This is a genomic window from Pseudomonas sp. LS-2 (genome assembly GCF_003605735.1).
Lineage (GTDB): Bacteria > Pseudomonadota > Gammaproteobacteria > Pseudomonadales > Pseudomonadaceae > Aquipseudomonas.
Genome location: NZ_QXTJ01000045.1, coordinates 402,524 through 415,450, shown reverse-complemented (window position 1 = coordinate 415,450; position 12,927 = coordinate 402,524). Strand labels below are relative to the sequence as shown.

Below are 12,927 nucleotides of genomic sequence, written 5' to 3'. Positions count from 1 at the left end.
AAACGGTCAAGCATGGCTAGAGACAACGACGCGCCAGTTGGGGTGTTCGATTCCGGCGTCGGCGGATTGTCGGTGCTGGGCGAAATCAGCCAGTTGCTGCCGCGCGAATCTCTGCTTTACGTAGCCGACTGCGGCAACATCCCCTACGGCGAAAAGACCCCAGAGTTCATTCGCCAGCGTTGCGCGGCCATTGCCGAATTTTTCCATGAAAGAGGCGCCAAGGCTCTGGTTCTGGCGTGCAATACCGCCACTGTCGCGGGCGTTGCGGACCTGCGCGAGCGTTATCCGGATTGGCCCATCGTCGGCATGGAGCCTGCCGTGAAACCGGCTGCGGCAGCGACTCAAAGTGGGGTGGTCGGGGTGCTGGCAACCACGGGCACCTTGCAGAGCGCCAAGTTCGCCGCATTGCTTGATCGCTTTGCCGCCGATGTCCAGGTGGTGACACAACCCTGCCCGGGGCTGGTCGAACTGATCGAAACGGGCGATCTGATCAGCCCGGCCATTCGCCAGTTGCTTCGGGGGTATGTCGAACCTCTTCTGGCAGCGGGATGCGACACGATCATCCTCGGTTGCACCCACTATCCCTTCCTCAAACCGCTGCTCAAGGAAATGCTTCCTGCGTCGATCTCGCTGATCGACACCGGTGCTGCGGTCGCGCGACAACTGCAGCGTTTACTCAGCCAGCGCGATCTTCTCGCAAGCGGTCATCCCCAGGCTGCGCAATTCTGGACCAGCGGCGATCCGGAAAATTTCAGAAACATCCTACCTTTGCTCTGGAAAAAATCTGACAGTGTGCGAAGCTTCCGTTCGTGAAAAAAACGTGAATAGCGCCGCTTTTTGACTGAACTATTGTTCGCTAACAGATTTCTACAGGACGTCTGTTGATATAAAAAATTTTCTAACTGCATTCGAAAATGGGAAGTTTCAGATGAAGCGACTGTTTTGTTTGGCTGCGATTGCGGCCGCGTTAACGGGGCAAAGTGCAATTGCGCAGGCGGATGGCGTCGAGTTCTCAGTGGGGCACACTGGTGAATCGACGATGACCTATCGTCTGGGCGCGCAATTTGATTGGGATAAAAGCTGGTGGCAAACCAGCGTAGGTCGCCTGACCGGCTACTGGAGCGGCGCTTACACCTACTGGGAAGGTGACAAGAATTCCAGCAACAACAGCCTTTCGTTCTCTCCGGTCTTCGTTTACGAGTTCTCCGGCGACAGCGTCAAGCCTTACATTGAAGCCGGCATCGGTGCCGCTGTATTCCAGCGCACGGAAGTCGAAGGCAACAAACTGGGCAGTGCATTCCAGTTCGAAGACCGCCTGGGCTTCGGTCTGCGTTTTGCCGGTGGACATGAAGTCGGTCTGCGCGCCACGCATTACTCGAACGGCGGCATGACCACCAACAACGACGGTATCGAAAGCTACGCCATTCATTACACGATGCCGTTCTAAGCGATCATCCGCTATCAGCATCTGTAGCAGGCCGGCTTGGCGGTGGTGGCAATCTGGAGAATGTCACCGCCGGCGAGCCGTGCTGCTACAGCGCGGCGTGTCAGGCCTACAGATAAGCCGTCGCAATCCCTTCCCGCTCGGTGATGCACTCAGGTGCACCCATCTCGAACTCACGGCAGATCAACGGTCGCTTCTCGTAGATCGTGCACATCATCGTGTCGCGATCCAGTGCCGCGCACCAGCCATCATCCAGGCGCAGCATCACCTCCCCGCCCCAGTCGTCGGTATCGATGAAACGTTCAGGTACACCTGTGTCGGTGATCAGCATCACTTCCAGTTGGCAGCAGCACGCTGCGCAAGTGGAGCAGGTGACGGCAGGTTCATCGGGAAGTTGGAGCAAGGGGATGACAGTCATGGGCGGCAGTGTAAAGCAGTGGGGGGAAGGCAGGTGGCCGTTCTGACGGACGCCGCTTCATACGGAGACCTGGTCAGTGCGGCCTTCGCGGAAGTAATGGGTCAGCCAATGCAGTAATGGGAAGACCGCAGCCCATATCGCACCGAGAATCAACACGCTGGGCCACAGGCCCAAAGGCAGCTGGACATAGGTCATATGCGATCCTGCGATGTAGGAAGCGGGCCCGCCGATGGCCCCTAGTATGCTGGCCAGCCACCAGGGTTTGGCTGACCATGCCAGGCAATGACCCAGCGTGGTCGCCAGTAGCGGCCAGAGTAACGCCAGCCACAACGGGATCACGCGCCCGACTTCGCCGAAGTCGAACACGCCAAGCTTGATCAGCGCGCTGTCGAGCACACAGCCCAAGGCAAAGACGGTCATCAAGAGCTTGCCTTCGGCACGCCAGGATCCGATCAGGCGAAGGTGCACAGCAAAAATCGCGAACGTGACCAGTAACCAGCCGCTGTTGCCCCCCAGCACACAGGTGAACCAGCCGATCTGGAACAGCACGGCGTTCGCCAGATTTTTAAGCATCGAACCGCCCGAGCAGTGGCTGAGGCAGCGCCTTGGGTTTTGCCAGCAACAACTGCGCCGTACCGATCGTGCGCTCCAGAAAGCCGCCCTCGCAGTAGCACAGATAGAACTCCCACAACCGCAGGAAATAGTCGTCATAACCCAGTTCGGTCAGATAGCCGGCAGCATGGCGGAAGTTGTCGTGCCACAGCCGCAACGTCTTTGCGTAATGCAGCCCGAAGTCTTCCATGTGCAGCAGGTTCATGTCGGTGTTGTCGCTCACGATCTCCAGCATGCGAGTGACCGAAGGCAATGCCCCCCCTGGAAAGATATAACGCTGAATGAAATCGACGCTGCGACGCGCCTGTTCGTAGCGCTGCTCGCGAATGGTGATTGCCTGCAGCAGCATCAGCCCGTCGTCCTTGAGCAAGCGCGTGCACTGTTTGAAATAGGTCGGCAGGAAGCGATGGCCGACCGCTTCGATCATTTCGATGGAAACGAGTTTGTCGTAATGGCCAGTCAGGTCGCGATAGTCGCTTAGCAACAGCGTGACACGGTCTTGCAGACCCAGCTGGGCGATACGCTTCTCGGTGTAAGCGTACTGTTCTCTGGAAAGCGTTGTGGTGGTGACCTTGCAGCCGTAATGCTGCGCGGCATAGATCGCCATGCTGCCCCAGCCGGTACCGATCTCCAGCAAGTGGTCGGTGGGTTTGAGCGACAGCTTCTGACAGATCCGCTCCAGCTTGTTCAGCTGTGCCTGTTCCAGGGTGTCCTCGGGACTCAGAAACTGCGCCGCTGAATACATCATGGTCGGATCGAGAAATTGCTCGAACAGATCATTGCCCAGGTCGTAGTGAGCGGCGATGTTTTTCTGCGAACCTTGGCGCGTATTTCGATTGAGCCAGTGCAGTCCTTGCACGAACGGTCGGCCGAGGCGCGCCAGGCCACCTTCAAGCGCGTCGAGCACTTCAAGGTTGCTGACGAAGACACGGATGACCGCCGTCAGGTCCGGGCTGGTCCAGTAGCCATGAATGAACGCTTCGCCTGCGCCAATCGAACCATTGCTGGCGACGAGGCCCCAGACCGACGCGTCCAGGACGTGGATTTCTCCCTGGATCGATGAGCCCGCTGCGCCAAATACATGCCGATCATCACCTTCATAAACCACCAGTTGGCCATGGCGCAGATGTGCTAACTGTCGCAGTACACCGCGTCGCAGCAGATTGGAGGTGAGGCTGTTGGCGCTCAAGCTCACAGTCAGGCTATTGCTTTTCATGGCGTCGATCCTTGGGTTGAACGGCGGCGATGCGCGACGAGCCTTCAGCGGCCTGGTGGGAAAAAATCGGTATGCGTTTGGCGAAAAGGCGCAGCGCCTGCCAGTAAATCGCAAGGCATGTCTTGGCGGTCATCCACGGAAAACTCAGCAGATGGCGATGCAGGGCAGGGCGACTGAGTGGCTGACGTTGCAGGTTCAGGGTGGCATCGAACACTTTGCGTTCGCCCTGCCAATCGGCCATGTGAACGCCGAGCCGGTCGCCGGGCTGGCTGAAACTCATGCGGTATTCCAGATCGCGGGGTAAAAACGGCGAGACGTGAAAAGCCTTGGCGACGGCAAAATGCTGGTGACCTTCGGCGCTGGCGGGCAGCACGTAGTGATAGCGCTCGCGCCACGGGGTGTTGGTCACTTCGCAGACAATGGCGGCCAGAGAGCCATCTCGCTCGAAGCAATAAAAGAAACTCACCGGGTTGAACGATAAACCCCAGCTGCGCGCCTGCGTCAGCAGACAAATCCGGCCCAGCGGTGCGCGTCCCAATGCGTTGCGGACAATCTCGCGCACGGCGCCAATCAGAGAAATCCCGCGTCCTGTGTACTCGCGCAGGTAGTCGCCCTGACGAAACGAAAACGGCGACAGGCGGCTGGCGCCTGCAAAGGGCGAGAGCTTCATCACCGTGTCTTGCTCATCGAGGTCCAGATACAGCATGCCAATGCGATAGGTGAACGCGTGGCCTCGGGGCGAGAACCGCCGATGGCTCACCCAGCCGCTGTACAAGGCGCTGTTCACAGTGACTCCCCAAACGCGGACGCAACGCGCAGCGCGCTGACCACGCCGTCTTCGTGAAAACCGTTGGCCCAGTATGCGCCGCAGTAATAGGTGTGTTGTGCACCGAATACTTCTTGCCAGCGGGCTTGCGCCGCGACGCCTTGAAGGCAGTATTGCGGATGGGAGTAGCGGTAGCGCGCGAGGATTTTGTTCGGGTCAATGGCAGGTGTCTGATTCAGGCTGACGCAGAAGGTGGTATCGCTTTCGATCCCTTGCAAAATGTTCATCGCATAGGTAACGGCCGCCGACTGGTCCCTCCCGCCACCCAGCCGGTAGTTCCAGCTGGCCCAGGCCAAAGGGCGTCTGGGCAGCAGACTCGTGTCGGTATGAAGGACCACGTCATTGTCGGCGTAGGGCAGGGCACCGAGGATTTCCCGCTCGTTGGCGCTGGGCTCGGCCAGCATTGCAAGGGCCTGATCGCTGTGACAGGCAAAAATCACCTTGTCGAAACGCTCGCTGCCAGCGGCGCTGTGAAGGGTTACGCCATCCTTGTCACGCTCGACCCGGCTGACAGGGCACTGCACGCGGATCCTGTCGCGAAACGGGGCGCACAGAGGTTCGATATAGCGGCTCGATCCGCCTTCGATCACGCACCACTGTGGCCGGTTGCTGACCGAGAGCAGGCCATGGTTCTTGAAGAACCGCACGAAAAACTGCAAGGGAAAGCCCAGCATGTCATTCAGCGACATCGACCAGATCGCTGCGCCCATTGGCACGATGTAATGCTCGGTGAAGCGCCGCCCGTAACCCTCGGATTTCAGATAGGCACCCAGGGTCGTGTCGGCGGCGATGCGCTGGCTTTGCAGGTCGATCAGCGCCTGTTTGTTGAAGCGCAGGATGTCCCGCAGCATCCCCCAGAAGGTCGGTGAAAGCAGGTTGCTGCGCTGGGCGAACAGGCTGTTGAGGTTGTTGCCGTTGTACTCGGTGCGGGTTTGCGGGTCACAAACCGAAAAGCTCATTTCAGTGGGTTTGAAGGCGACCCCCAGCTTGCCGAGCAGCTTGATGAAGTTGGGGTAGGTCCAGTCGTTGAAGACGATGAAGCCGGTGTCGATGGCGTGGCTTTTGCCATTCACTTCGACGTTGACGGTGTGGGTGTGGCCGCCGATCCAGCTATCGGCCTCGAACACCGTCACATCGTGCACGCGGTTGAGCATCCAGGCGCTGGTCAGGCCGGAAATGCCGCTGCCGATGATGGCGATTTTCATTGCCCGCCCTCGCTCTGGCTGGCAGAGCGGACCATGCGCTTACCCAGCGCCAGTTGGGCGCGTTCGGGCAGCAGTGCGAGGAGTTTGAGCGTCAAAATGAACGGCCGCGGAAATGAGATTTCCAGAGGGCGACGTGGCGCCTCAAGCCGTTTGGCGATGTAGGCAGCGGCCTTCGGGGCGGGCCAGCGCATCGGCATCGGGAAATCGTTTTTGGCGGTCAGGGGGGTGTCGACAAAACCCGGGCTGACCACCGTGACATCAATGCCCTCTTGTGCCAGATCGATGCGCAAAGACTGGAACAGATAACGCAGGCCTGCTTTCGAGGCACCATAGGCTTCAGATCGGGTCAGCGGTAGAAACGCCACCGAACTGGCAACGCCGACCAGATGCGGACGCTGGCCCAGACGCAGCAGGACCAGCGCTTCCTGTACGCAATAGGACGTGGCGATCAGGTTGGTTTTCACCACGCGTTCCACCAAGCGAGCATCGAACTGCCTGGCGTCGATGTATTCGCAGGTGCCTGCATTGAGGATCACCGTATCGACGGCACCCCAGACCTGCGCGATTCGCTCGCCGATCGCCGTTACTTGGTCCAGGTCCATGACATCGCCGGGCGCTAGCAGTACCTGATGCGGAAAACGCCGATCAAGCGCCTCCAGCGGTTCGAGGCTGCGGGCTGTCAGCGCGACCTGATGCCCGGCGCCGAGCAACTCTTCAGCCAGCGCCAGGCCGATCCCGCTGCTGGCGCCGGTCAGCCAGATACGTCGCTTCATGTCAGTCGCCTCTTGAGCCAGCCAATCATCCTGCCCATGACCGGCAGGTGTTCGTACAGCAGGGCTCCGGCGTCGAAGAAGTCGCGGTGCTGGAACACCTTGTTTTCCGTCCACAGCAGATGCGAGCACCCTTGCACTGCGATCGGTTCGCCCTGGTTCAGACGTGGGTGCCGGTAGGTCATGGTCCAGCGCAGGTAGCCCTTGCCCTCGCGAACCTGATCGAAGGCATGAAACTCGAATTGCAGATCCGTGACGTTGGCGTACAGGTCTGCGAAGTATTTACGCAGGTCGGGCAGGCCATGGACTTCATTCAGCGGATCGGCGAAGGCGATGTCGTCGCTGTAAAGCCCGCCGAGCAGGTGCAGGTTGTCCTTGTCGAGTTCGGCGAAGCGTCGGGCGTAGTCGCGCAGGAATTCACTCATGGTCTTGAGTCTCTGCTTGTCGATGGGGCAAAGACTTGAAGGCAGTCAGCGCGCGTTCGCGGCTGGACTTCAAATCGACGATGGGCGCTGGATAACCCTGAACGCCGAACAGACCGCCAAGCGCCGACGGGTTATGGATGTCGCGCTTGTTCAGGTCGGCAAGCTCGGGAATCCAGGTCTTGATGAAGCGACCGTCGGGATCGAAGCGCTCTGACTGGCTATGAGGATTGAAAATACGGAAGTAGGGCGACGAGTCGGTGCCGGTGGACGAGCTCCACTGCCAGCCGCCATTGTTCGCCGATAGATCGCCGTCGATCAGGTGCTGCATGAAAAAGCGTTCGCCCTCGCGCCAGTCCAGCAGCAGGTTTTTGCTGAAGTACATCGCCACGACCATGCGCAGGCGGTTGTGCATCCAGCCGGTCTCCAACAGTTGGCGCATGGCAGCGTCTACGATAGGCACGCCCGTTTTACCCTGCTGCCAGGCTTCGAGGTCCTTGGGGGCATGCCGCCATTTCAGTGCTTCGGTTTCCGGGCGGAAGGCACGGTGACGGGAAACCCGTGGGAAGCCCACCAGCACATGCTTGTAGAACTCGCGCCAGAGCAGCTCGTTGATCCAGGTCACTGAGCCGGCGTTCCCCGTTTCGAACTCGCCGTGATTGCTGCGCAAGGCCGCATGCAGGCATTGGCGGGGAGAAATCACGCCACAGGCCAGGTAGGCCGAAAGCTGGCTGGTGCCGGGTTTGGCCGGAAAATCGCGCTCATCCAGATAATAATGAACCTGCTCGTCGGTGAACGCTTCCAGACGCCGACGTGCTTCGTCTTCGCCCGCCGGCCACAGCTTGCGCAGGTCCTCGGAAGGCGTCGCAAAACCCTTCACATGCGCTGGTACATCGTCACTGTTGATGTGCAACGGCGATTGCTTCTTCGGCGGACGTACCAGGGCGGGCACCGAGTGGTGCAGTCGGGCATAACATACCTTGCGAAACTGGGTGTAGACCTTGAAATAGCCTCCGCTTTTGGTCAGCACACTGCCTGGTCGAAAGAACAACTGGTCCAGATGACGGCAGAAACCCATGCCCTGTTTGTCCAGCGCTGCCGCCACCTCTGTGTCGCGATTGTCCTCGTTGACGCCGTATTCCTCGTTGACATGCACCTGCTCGACGCCATGGGTCTTGCACAGGTTCAGCAACGCCTTGGGCGCTTGGTCCCAGGTATCGGCGTGCACGATCAACAGCGGCACGTTCAGTGCTTCCAGTTCGGTTTTCAATGCGCACAGGTTGCGCAGCCAGAAATCGACTTTGCACGGTGCGTCGTCATGGCTGTGCCACTGCTCGGGGCTGATCATGTACACCGCCAGCGTCGGTCCCTGCTCCATGGCAGCGCTCAACGCGGTGTTGTCGTGTACGCGCAGATCGCTGCGCAGCCAGACTAATTGCATGTTCATTCCTTAGATGAGGCCCAGGCGTTGCAGCTCGGCGTGGGCAGTCAAAGGGTCTTCGGCCAGCGAGAGTCCGGCGACCTCACCTACAGATACGGATAACTCGGCCGAATGGATGCGCACCGTGGGACCAATAATCAGTTTCGGGCAGTCGATGTTGTGCAGCAGGCGTGGCAACTGACTCAGGTTCAGTGCCTTGCTGGAATACAACAGCACCGCTCGCGGTTTGAGGTACTCGCAGGCGAGCGACAGTTCACCGGGCGGCAATGGCCAGTCGAACACCTCTACCGGGCAGTCGGCGCTGCTGACCAGCCAGGCGGTGAGCCACACATGCGGCTCAAGCGGCACATCGGACTGATTGACCAACAACAGCGGGGCGCCGCTGACCTGACGATTGTTGTGATACAGCCGCGCGCCGAACTTGCTACGCAGCCACGAATAGAAAAACACCCGCTCCAGCTGTGCACCGAACTGGCCTTGCCAGCGCTGTTCGAGGGCCGCGAGCAATGGCATCAATAACTGCTCGCACAGGGTGCGTGGGGGGTACAGCGACATGGCTTGATTGAGGGTGTCGTCCAGCCGACGCTCGGCCAGCGTGGCGAGCGCCTCCATCAGGTTCTGACGCAGTCGATCCCAATCGCTTTCGACGCTGGGGGGCGCAGGCTGTTGGTCGTCGATCAGCTGTTTGACCTGGCTGACCGATACTCCGCGATTGAGCCAGGTGAGAATCGTCAGCACTCGATCCACGTGGGCGGTGCTGTACAAGCGATGTCCCTTGGGCGTGCGATGGGGAACGATCAGGCCGTAGCGCCGTTCCCAGGCGCGCAAGGTCACTGCGTTGACGCCCGTCAGGCGGGCAACTTCGCGAATCGGCAGCCAGCCTTCTTCAAGGGCTTCGGCGTAGGCCTGCGGATCGTCGTCGAGGGCGTCGGAATTCGTGGTCTTTTTCATGGTTCAAATCGCATTGCGCAGGCTCAGGTTTTCCGGATGCGGTTGCAGGTAAACCTGAAGCGCGATGTAGGGGTCCGGGTGTTGGCGAAAATGGTGTTTGAGCAGGGTCAGCGGCACGACCAGCGGCACGATGCCTCGGTGGTACTGGTTGATCACAGCCTGGATTTCCTGCTTGTCAGACGCGCTGATGGTCTCGCGCAGATAACCGCACAAGTGCTGCAGGACGTTGGTATGGGTGCGTCGGGTCGCGGGTTTTTTCAGGGCGTTCATCAGCGCGCCGAAATAACGCGGGGCAATTTCGGCCGGGTCGCTGCGGCCCATGTTCCCGAGCAGATTGCCCAATGCCTTGTATTGGCTCGGGTCATTGGCCATCAACTGATACTTGTAGCGCGAGTGAAATTCCGTGAGGGCGCGTCGGGTGATGCCGCTCTTGAGCAGTTCTTGCCAGGCGGCGTAGGCGAATACGCGTGTGATGAAGTTTTCGCGCAGGACCGGGTCGTTCAATCGGCCATCTTCCTCGACCGGCAGATTGGGGTGCTGAGCACAGAACGCCTGGGCGTAGATACCGCGTCCGCCCGCATCGAACGGGGCGCCATTGTCACGATAGACCTTGACCCGCTCCAGCCCGCAGGAAGGAGATTTCTGCATGAAGATGTAGCCACAGATATCGTCCATTTCCCGGGCCATGTGTTCACCGTACTCGGCCAGTGGACGGGTGACGTTCATGTCCTCGTGGACGGTTCCGACGGCTTGTGGATGTTCGGGGTCGCCGACCAGACGAATCGCTTCGCGGGGGATTCCCATGCCTATCGCGACTTCCGGACAGGCCGGCACGAAATCGAAATACTCGTTGAGCGCGCGGGTCAGCAGGTGTGATTCCTTGTGCCCGCCGTTGAAGCGAACTTCCACCCCCATCAAGCAGGCGCTGACGCCCAGCCTGGGTTTGGATTTCTGTTCCGATGGCGTAGACATGGCAAAAACCTCGATGAACAACTTGTACAGCATTGGAAAGCTGTACAACATTTGTTCATCATAGGTTTTGGCTTATACAAGTCAAATCATTTGTACAAGGTTTGAGGTGAACGCTGAGCAATTGTAGGAGCGCGCTTGCCCGCGATTGCCATATGCCTGGCGGGGCCTGGTCGCTGACACACCGCCATGGCGGGCAAGCGCGCTCCTACAATGGGGAACGAGACAGTAATAAGGCATGGGTCTTCACTTCCAACCCATCACCCAGGCCTGTTCGTCTTGTAACGTTTGCCAGGCAAACCGTTCGCTGCGTTTGGTGAGCACAGCCTGCAGTTCGATCTCCAGCACAACACCTTCTTCATCACAAAACAGTTCGGTGACCAGAAAGTGTTTTTCCCGATTCCGGGGATGAGCTGCTGTCCATTTCGACAGCAGCAATTTGCGCGGATTTAGACGATTCACTTCAGGTGTTCAAGCAAGCGACGTGCTGCCTCTTGGCCGCTGAGCCATGCGCCTTCCACGCGACCCGACAGACACCAGTCGCCACACACGTAGAGACCCAGATCAGGATCCGACAACGCCCCGACTTCACGACCTCCGGCCGGTCGAGCGTAAAGCCAGCGATGGGCGAGCGTGAAGGCCGGCGCCGGCATCGCACAGCTGATCAGTTCAGCGAACGCGCCGTGCAGATGATCGATCACCTGCTCCTTGGGCATGTCCAGATGCTGTCGGCTCCAGGCGCTGGTGGCATGCAGAATCCAGGTGTCCATCTTGTCGTCGCGCCCGGGTTTACTGCGGTTGCGGGCCAGCCAGTCGATGGGGCTGTCTTGCACGAAGCAGCCTTCGAGCGGAGTATCGAGCGGGGTGTCGAACGCCAGCGCGACGGCCCAGGTGGGTTCCATCTTCACGCCCGCCACGACGCTGGCCAGTTTCGGCGCTGCTGCCAACAATGTCGTCGCTTGAGGTGCTGGAATGGCGATCACCACCTGGCTGAACGGACCATGGCTGCGGCCATCGGCGTCCAGCAGGTTCCAGTGCTCTTCGCCATGGAAGACTTCAGTGATGCGGCAGGAGAACGTGACCGGCATGTCGCCGAGCATCGCCCGAGTGATGGCGCTCATGCGCGGCTTGCCGACCCAGCGCACTTGCTCGTCGGGTGACAGGCTCAATTGGCCGCCATGAAAGTTGTAGAGCAGCGGCGTCCATTCAGCGACGTGCCCGTCGGCCTGCCATTGCTGTACGGCGGCGGCGAAACGGCGATCGCGTGCAGTGAAGTACTGCGCGCCCATGTCCAGCGCACCCGCATCGCTGCGCTTGCTGGACATTCTTCCGCCGCTGCCACGGCTCTTGTCGAAAAGGTGGATGCTATGCCCGGCGGCTTGCAACGCTCGGGCGGCAGAGAGTCCGGCGATACCGGTACCGATGATTGCGATAGGTACAGTCATAGGGGCCTCGTAACCTTGTCTGCACAGACTACGCCGTAGTTAAAACCTGTACAATGCTGTTTTTCGGTATAACTTATCGTCCCTCGACGCGTAGGACGCTGACCTTTCTCAAGGCTCATTCTTGAGTCTGACGCTTCACCGAAATCGTTCAACTCTTCGAACGGATCAATCGAACGGATGGGATCGGCGTCGTTCTCTATAGCGTGGCCTATGGTTCAACTATTCGCTTCGTTTACGAACACATTGTTTGTGAAGAAATAGACTACTGATTTGCGATGAACGCCACGCGAGGAACTCAGTCATGCACATCTTGCTGACAGGCGGTACGGGTCTGATAGGTCGTCGTCTTTGCCGGTACTGGCACGATCAAGGACATCAACTGACGGTATTGAGCCGCAAGCCCGAAGAGGTGCCACGTCTATGTGGCCCCAGTGTGCGCGGCATCGCCCATCCAGACGACATCGGCGCTCAGCATGTCGATGCCGTGATCAATCTCGCCGGGGCGCCTATCGCCGACCGGCCCTGGACCCGCAAACGCAAAATGTTGCTGTGGGACAGCCGTATCACCCTTACCGAACAACTGATCACCTGGCTGGAAAGGCGCGATCAGAAACCGAACGTATTTATCTCTGGCTCTGCGGTCGGCTGGTATGGCGACGGCGGCGAGCGTGAACTCGACGAGGAGTCGGCCCCCGTGAGCGAGGACTTCGCAAGCCAACTGTGTATCGCCTGGGAAGAAACCGCGCAACGGGCGCAGGCCTTGGGCATTCGCGTGGTATTGCTGCGTACCGGGTTGGTACTCGCGAACGAAGGCGGCATGATGCAGCGCCTGTTGCCGCCTTTCAAAATGGGAATGGGCGGCCCGATTGGCAATGGTCGCCAGTGGATGCCGTGGGTCCATATCGAGGACCAAATCGCCGCGATTGATTTTCTGTTGAACCAGCAAGACGCTCAAGGTCCTTATAATGCCTGCGCGCCATCACCGGTGCGTAACCGGGATTTCGCCAAGACGCTCGCCGCAATCCTGCATCGCCCCGCATTCATGCCCATGCCGGCGGTTGCGTTGCGGCTGTTGCTGGGCGAACTGTCCATTTTGCTGTTGGGCGGCCAGCGCGCTCGCCCCAGTCGACTGCAGGCCGCTGGTTTCACTTTCCGATTTACCGATCTGCACGCGGCCCTGGAAAACCTATTGGGCCGCCACTGACATC

Annotated in this window: 15 protein-coding genes; 3 read left to right on the top strand and 12 right to left on the bottom strand. The window is 59.5% G+C overall.

All coding sequences use genetic code 11. The features are described from left to right. Positions 1-12: 12 nt before the first annotated feature. The gene (gene murI, locus D3M70_RS30500) at positions 13-813 is read left to right on the top strand and encodes a glutamate racemase (RefSeq protein ID WP_120129835.1); all 801 of its coding nucleotides are present in this window, start codon (positions 13-15) and stop codon (positions 811-813) included. 115 nt (positions 814-928) lie between these two features. Then, complete coding sequence (locus D3M70_RS30495; RefSeq protein WP_120129833.1) at positions 929-1,447, top strand: acyloxyacyl hydrolase; 519 nt, start codon at positions 929-931, stop codon at positions 1,445-1,447. A gap of 106 nt (positions 1,448-1,553) precedes the next feature. Here D3M70_RS30495 and D3M70_RS30490 read toward each other — a convergent pair whose 3' ends face one another. From D3M70_RS30490 to D3M70_RS30435, 12 genes are all read right to left on the bottom strand, one after another. Next, positions 1,554-1,862, bottom strand: a complete 309-nt coding sequence (locus D3M70_RS30490) for a YkgJ family cysteine cluster protein (protein ID WP_120129831.1) — start codon at positions 1,860-1,862, stop codon at positions 1,554-1,556. Between the two features lie 57 nt (positions 1,863-1,919). After that, positions 1,920-2,435 carry a DUF2878 domain-containing protein gene (locus D3M70_RS30485; RefSeq protein ID WP_120129830.1) on the bottom strand — a complete coding sequence of 172 codons (516 nt, stop codon included), beginning with the start codon at positions 2,433-2,435 and terminating at the stop codon, positions 1,920-1,922. Next, positions 2,428-3,690: a cyclopropane-fatty-acyl-phospholipid synthase family protein gene (locus tag D3M70_RS30480; RefSeq protein WP_120129828.1), complete on the bottom strand. Its 1,263-nt coding sequence runs from the start codon at positions 3,688-3,690 to the stop codon at positions 2,428-2,430. Before D3M70_RS30480 ends, D3M70_RS30485 begins: the two co-directional genes overlap by 8 nt. Continuing rightward, the gene (locus D3M70_RS30475) at positions 3,677-4,477 is read right to left on the bottom strand and encodes a DUF1365 domain-containing protein (protein WP_120129827.1); all 801 of its coding nucleotides are present in this window, start codon (positions 4,475-4,477) and stop codon (positions 3,677-3,679) included. Before D3M70_RS30475 ends, D3M70_RS30480 begins: the two co-directional genes overlap by 14 nt. Beyond that, positions 4,474-5,721 (bottom strand): NAD(P)/FAD-dependent oxidoreductase, encoded by a 1,248-nt coding sequence (locus tag D3M70_RS30470; protein ID WP_120129825.1) that lies wholly within the window; start codon positions 5,719-5,721, stop codon positions 4,474-4,476. Before D3M70_RS30470 ends, D3M70_RS30475 begins: the two co-directional genes overlap by 4 nt. After that, positions 5,718-6,494, bottom strand: a complete 777-nt coding sequence (locus D3M70_RS30465; protein WP_120129824.1) for an SDR family oxidoreductase — start codon at positions 6,492-6,494, stop codon at positions 5,718-5,720. The genes D3M70_RS30470 and D3M70_RS30465 overlap by 4 nt, the downstream gene beginning before the upstream one ends. Further along, complete coding sequence (locus tag D3M70_RS30460; protein ID WP_120129822.1) at positions 6,491-6,916, bottom strand: nuclear transport factor 2 family protein; 426 nt, start codon at positions 6,914-6,916, stop codon at positions 6,491-6,493. Before D3M70_RS30460 ends, D3M70_RS30465 begins: the two co-directional genes overlap by 4 nt. After that, positions 6,909-8,354 (bottom strand): deoxyribodipyrimidine photo-lyase, encoded by a 1,446-nt coding sequence (gene phrB, locus D3M70_RS30455; RefSeq protein WP_120129820.1) that lies wholly within the window; start codon positions 8,352-8,354, stop codon positions 6,909-6,911. The genes D3M70_RS30460 and phrB overlap by 8 nt, the downstream gene beginning before the upstream one ends. Positions 8,355-8,363: 9 nt before the next feature. Further along, on the bottom strand, positions 8,364-9,305 hold the full coding sequence (locus tag D3M70_RS30450; protein WP_120129819.1) for a MerR family transcriptional regulator: 942 nt from the start codon (positions 9,303-9,305) through the stop codon (positions 8,364-8,366). A 3-nt stretch (positions 9,306-9,308) separates the two neighbouring features. Further along, positions 9,309-10,277 (bottom strand): DUF523 and DUF1722 domain-containing protein, encoded by a 969-nt coding sequence (locus tag D3M70_RS30445; RefSeq protein WP_120129925.1) that lies wholly within the window; start codon positions 10,275-10,277, stop codon positions 9,309-9,311. A gap of 243 nt (positions 10,278-10,520) precedes the next feature. Further along, positions 10,521-10,736 carry a TIGR02450 family Trp-rich protein gene (locus D3M70_RS30440; protein ID WP_120129817.1) on the bottom strand — a complete coding sequence of 72 codons (216 nt, stop codon included), beginning with the start codon at positions 10,734-10,736 and terminating at the stop codon, positions 10,521-10,523. Next, a complete protein-coding gene (locus D3M70_RS30435; RefSeq protein ID WP_120129816.1) occupies positions 10,733-11,719 on the bottom strand; it encodes an NAD(P)/FAD-dependent oxidoreductase in 987 nt (328 codons plus the stop codon). Before D3M70_RS30435 ends, D3M70_RS30440 begins: the two co-directional genes overlap by 4 nt. Positions 11,720-12,020: 301 nt before the next feature. On the opposite strand from D3M70_RS30435, the gene D3M70_RS30430 reads away from it, so the two are divergent. Then, positions 12,021-12,923, top strand: a complete 903-nt coding sequence (locus D3M70_RS30430; protein ID WP_120129814.1) for a TIGR01777 family oxidoreductase — start codon at positions 12,021-12,023, stop codon at positions 12,921-12,923. Positions 12,924-12,927: the final 4 nt, after the last annotated feature.

Bases quoted from the DNA above. Each gene is read 5' to 3' on its own strand.
- murI (WP_120129835.1), top strand. From the start codon at position 13: ATGGCTAGAGACAACGACGCGCCAGTTGGGGTGTTCGATTCCGGCGTC.
- D3M70_RS30450 (WP_120129819.1), bottom strand. From the start codon at position 9,305: ATGAAAAAGACCACGAATTCCGACGCCCTCGACGACGATCCGCAGGCC.
- D3M70_RS30470 (WP_120129825.1), bottom strand. From the start codon at position 5,721: ATGAAAATCGCCATCATCGGCAGCGGCATTTCCGGCCTGACCAGCGCC.
- D3M70_RS30460 (WP_120129822.1), bottom strand. From the start codon at position 6,916: ATGAGTGAATTCCTGCGCGACTACGCCCGACGCTTCGCCGAACTCGAC.
- D3M70_RS30490 (WP_120129831.1), bottom strand. From the start codon at position 1,862: ATGACTGTCATCCCCTTGCTCCAACTTCCCGATGAACCTGCCGTCACC.
- D3M70_RS30485 (WP_120129830.1), bottom strand. From the start codon at position 2,435: ATGCTTAAAAATCTGGCGAACGCCGTGCTGTTCCAGATCGGCTGGTTC.
- D3M70_RS30435 (WP_120129816.1), bottom strand. From the start codon at position 11,719: ATGACTGTACCTATCGCAATCATCGGTACCGGTATCGCCGGACTCTCT.
- D3M70_RS30445 (WP_120129925.1), bottom strand. From the start codon at position 10,277: ATGTCTACGCCATCGGAACAGAAATCCAAACCCAGGCTGGGCGTCAGC.
- phrB (WP_120129820.1), bottom strand. From the start codon at position 8,354: ATGCAATTAGTCTGGCTGCGCAGCGATCTGCGCGTACACGACAACACC.
- D3M70_RS30495 (WP_120129833.1), top strand. From the start codon at position 929: ATGAAGCGACTGTTTTGTTTGGCTGCGATTGCGGCCGCGTTAACGGGG.
- D3M70_RS30480 (WP_120129828.1), bottom strand. From the start codon at position 3,690: ATGAAAAGCAATAGCCTGACTGTGAGCTTGAGCGCCAACAGCCTCACC.
- D3M70_RS30465 (WP_120129824.1), bottom strand. From the start codon at position 6,494: ATGAAGCGACGTATCTGGCTGACCGGCGCCAGCAGCGGGATCGGCCTG.
- D3M70_RS30430 (WP_120129814.1), top strand. From the start codon at position 12,021: ATGCACATCTTGCTGACAGGCGGTACGGGTCTGATAGGTCGTCGTCTT.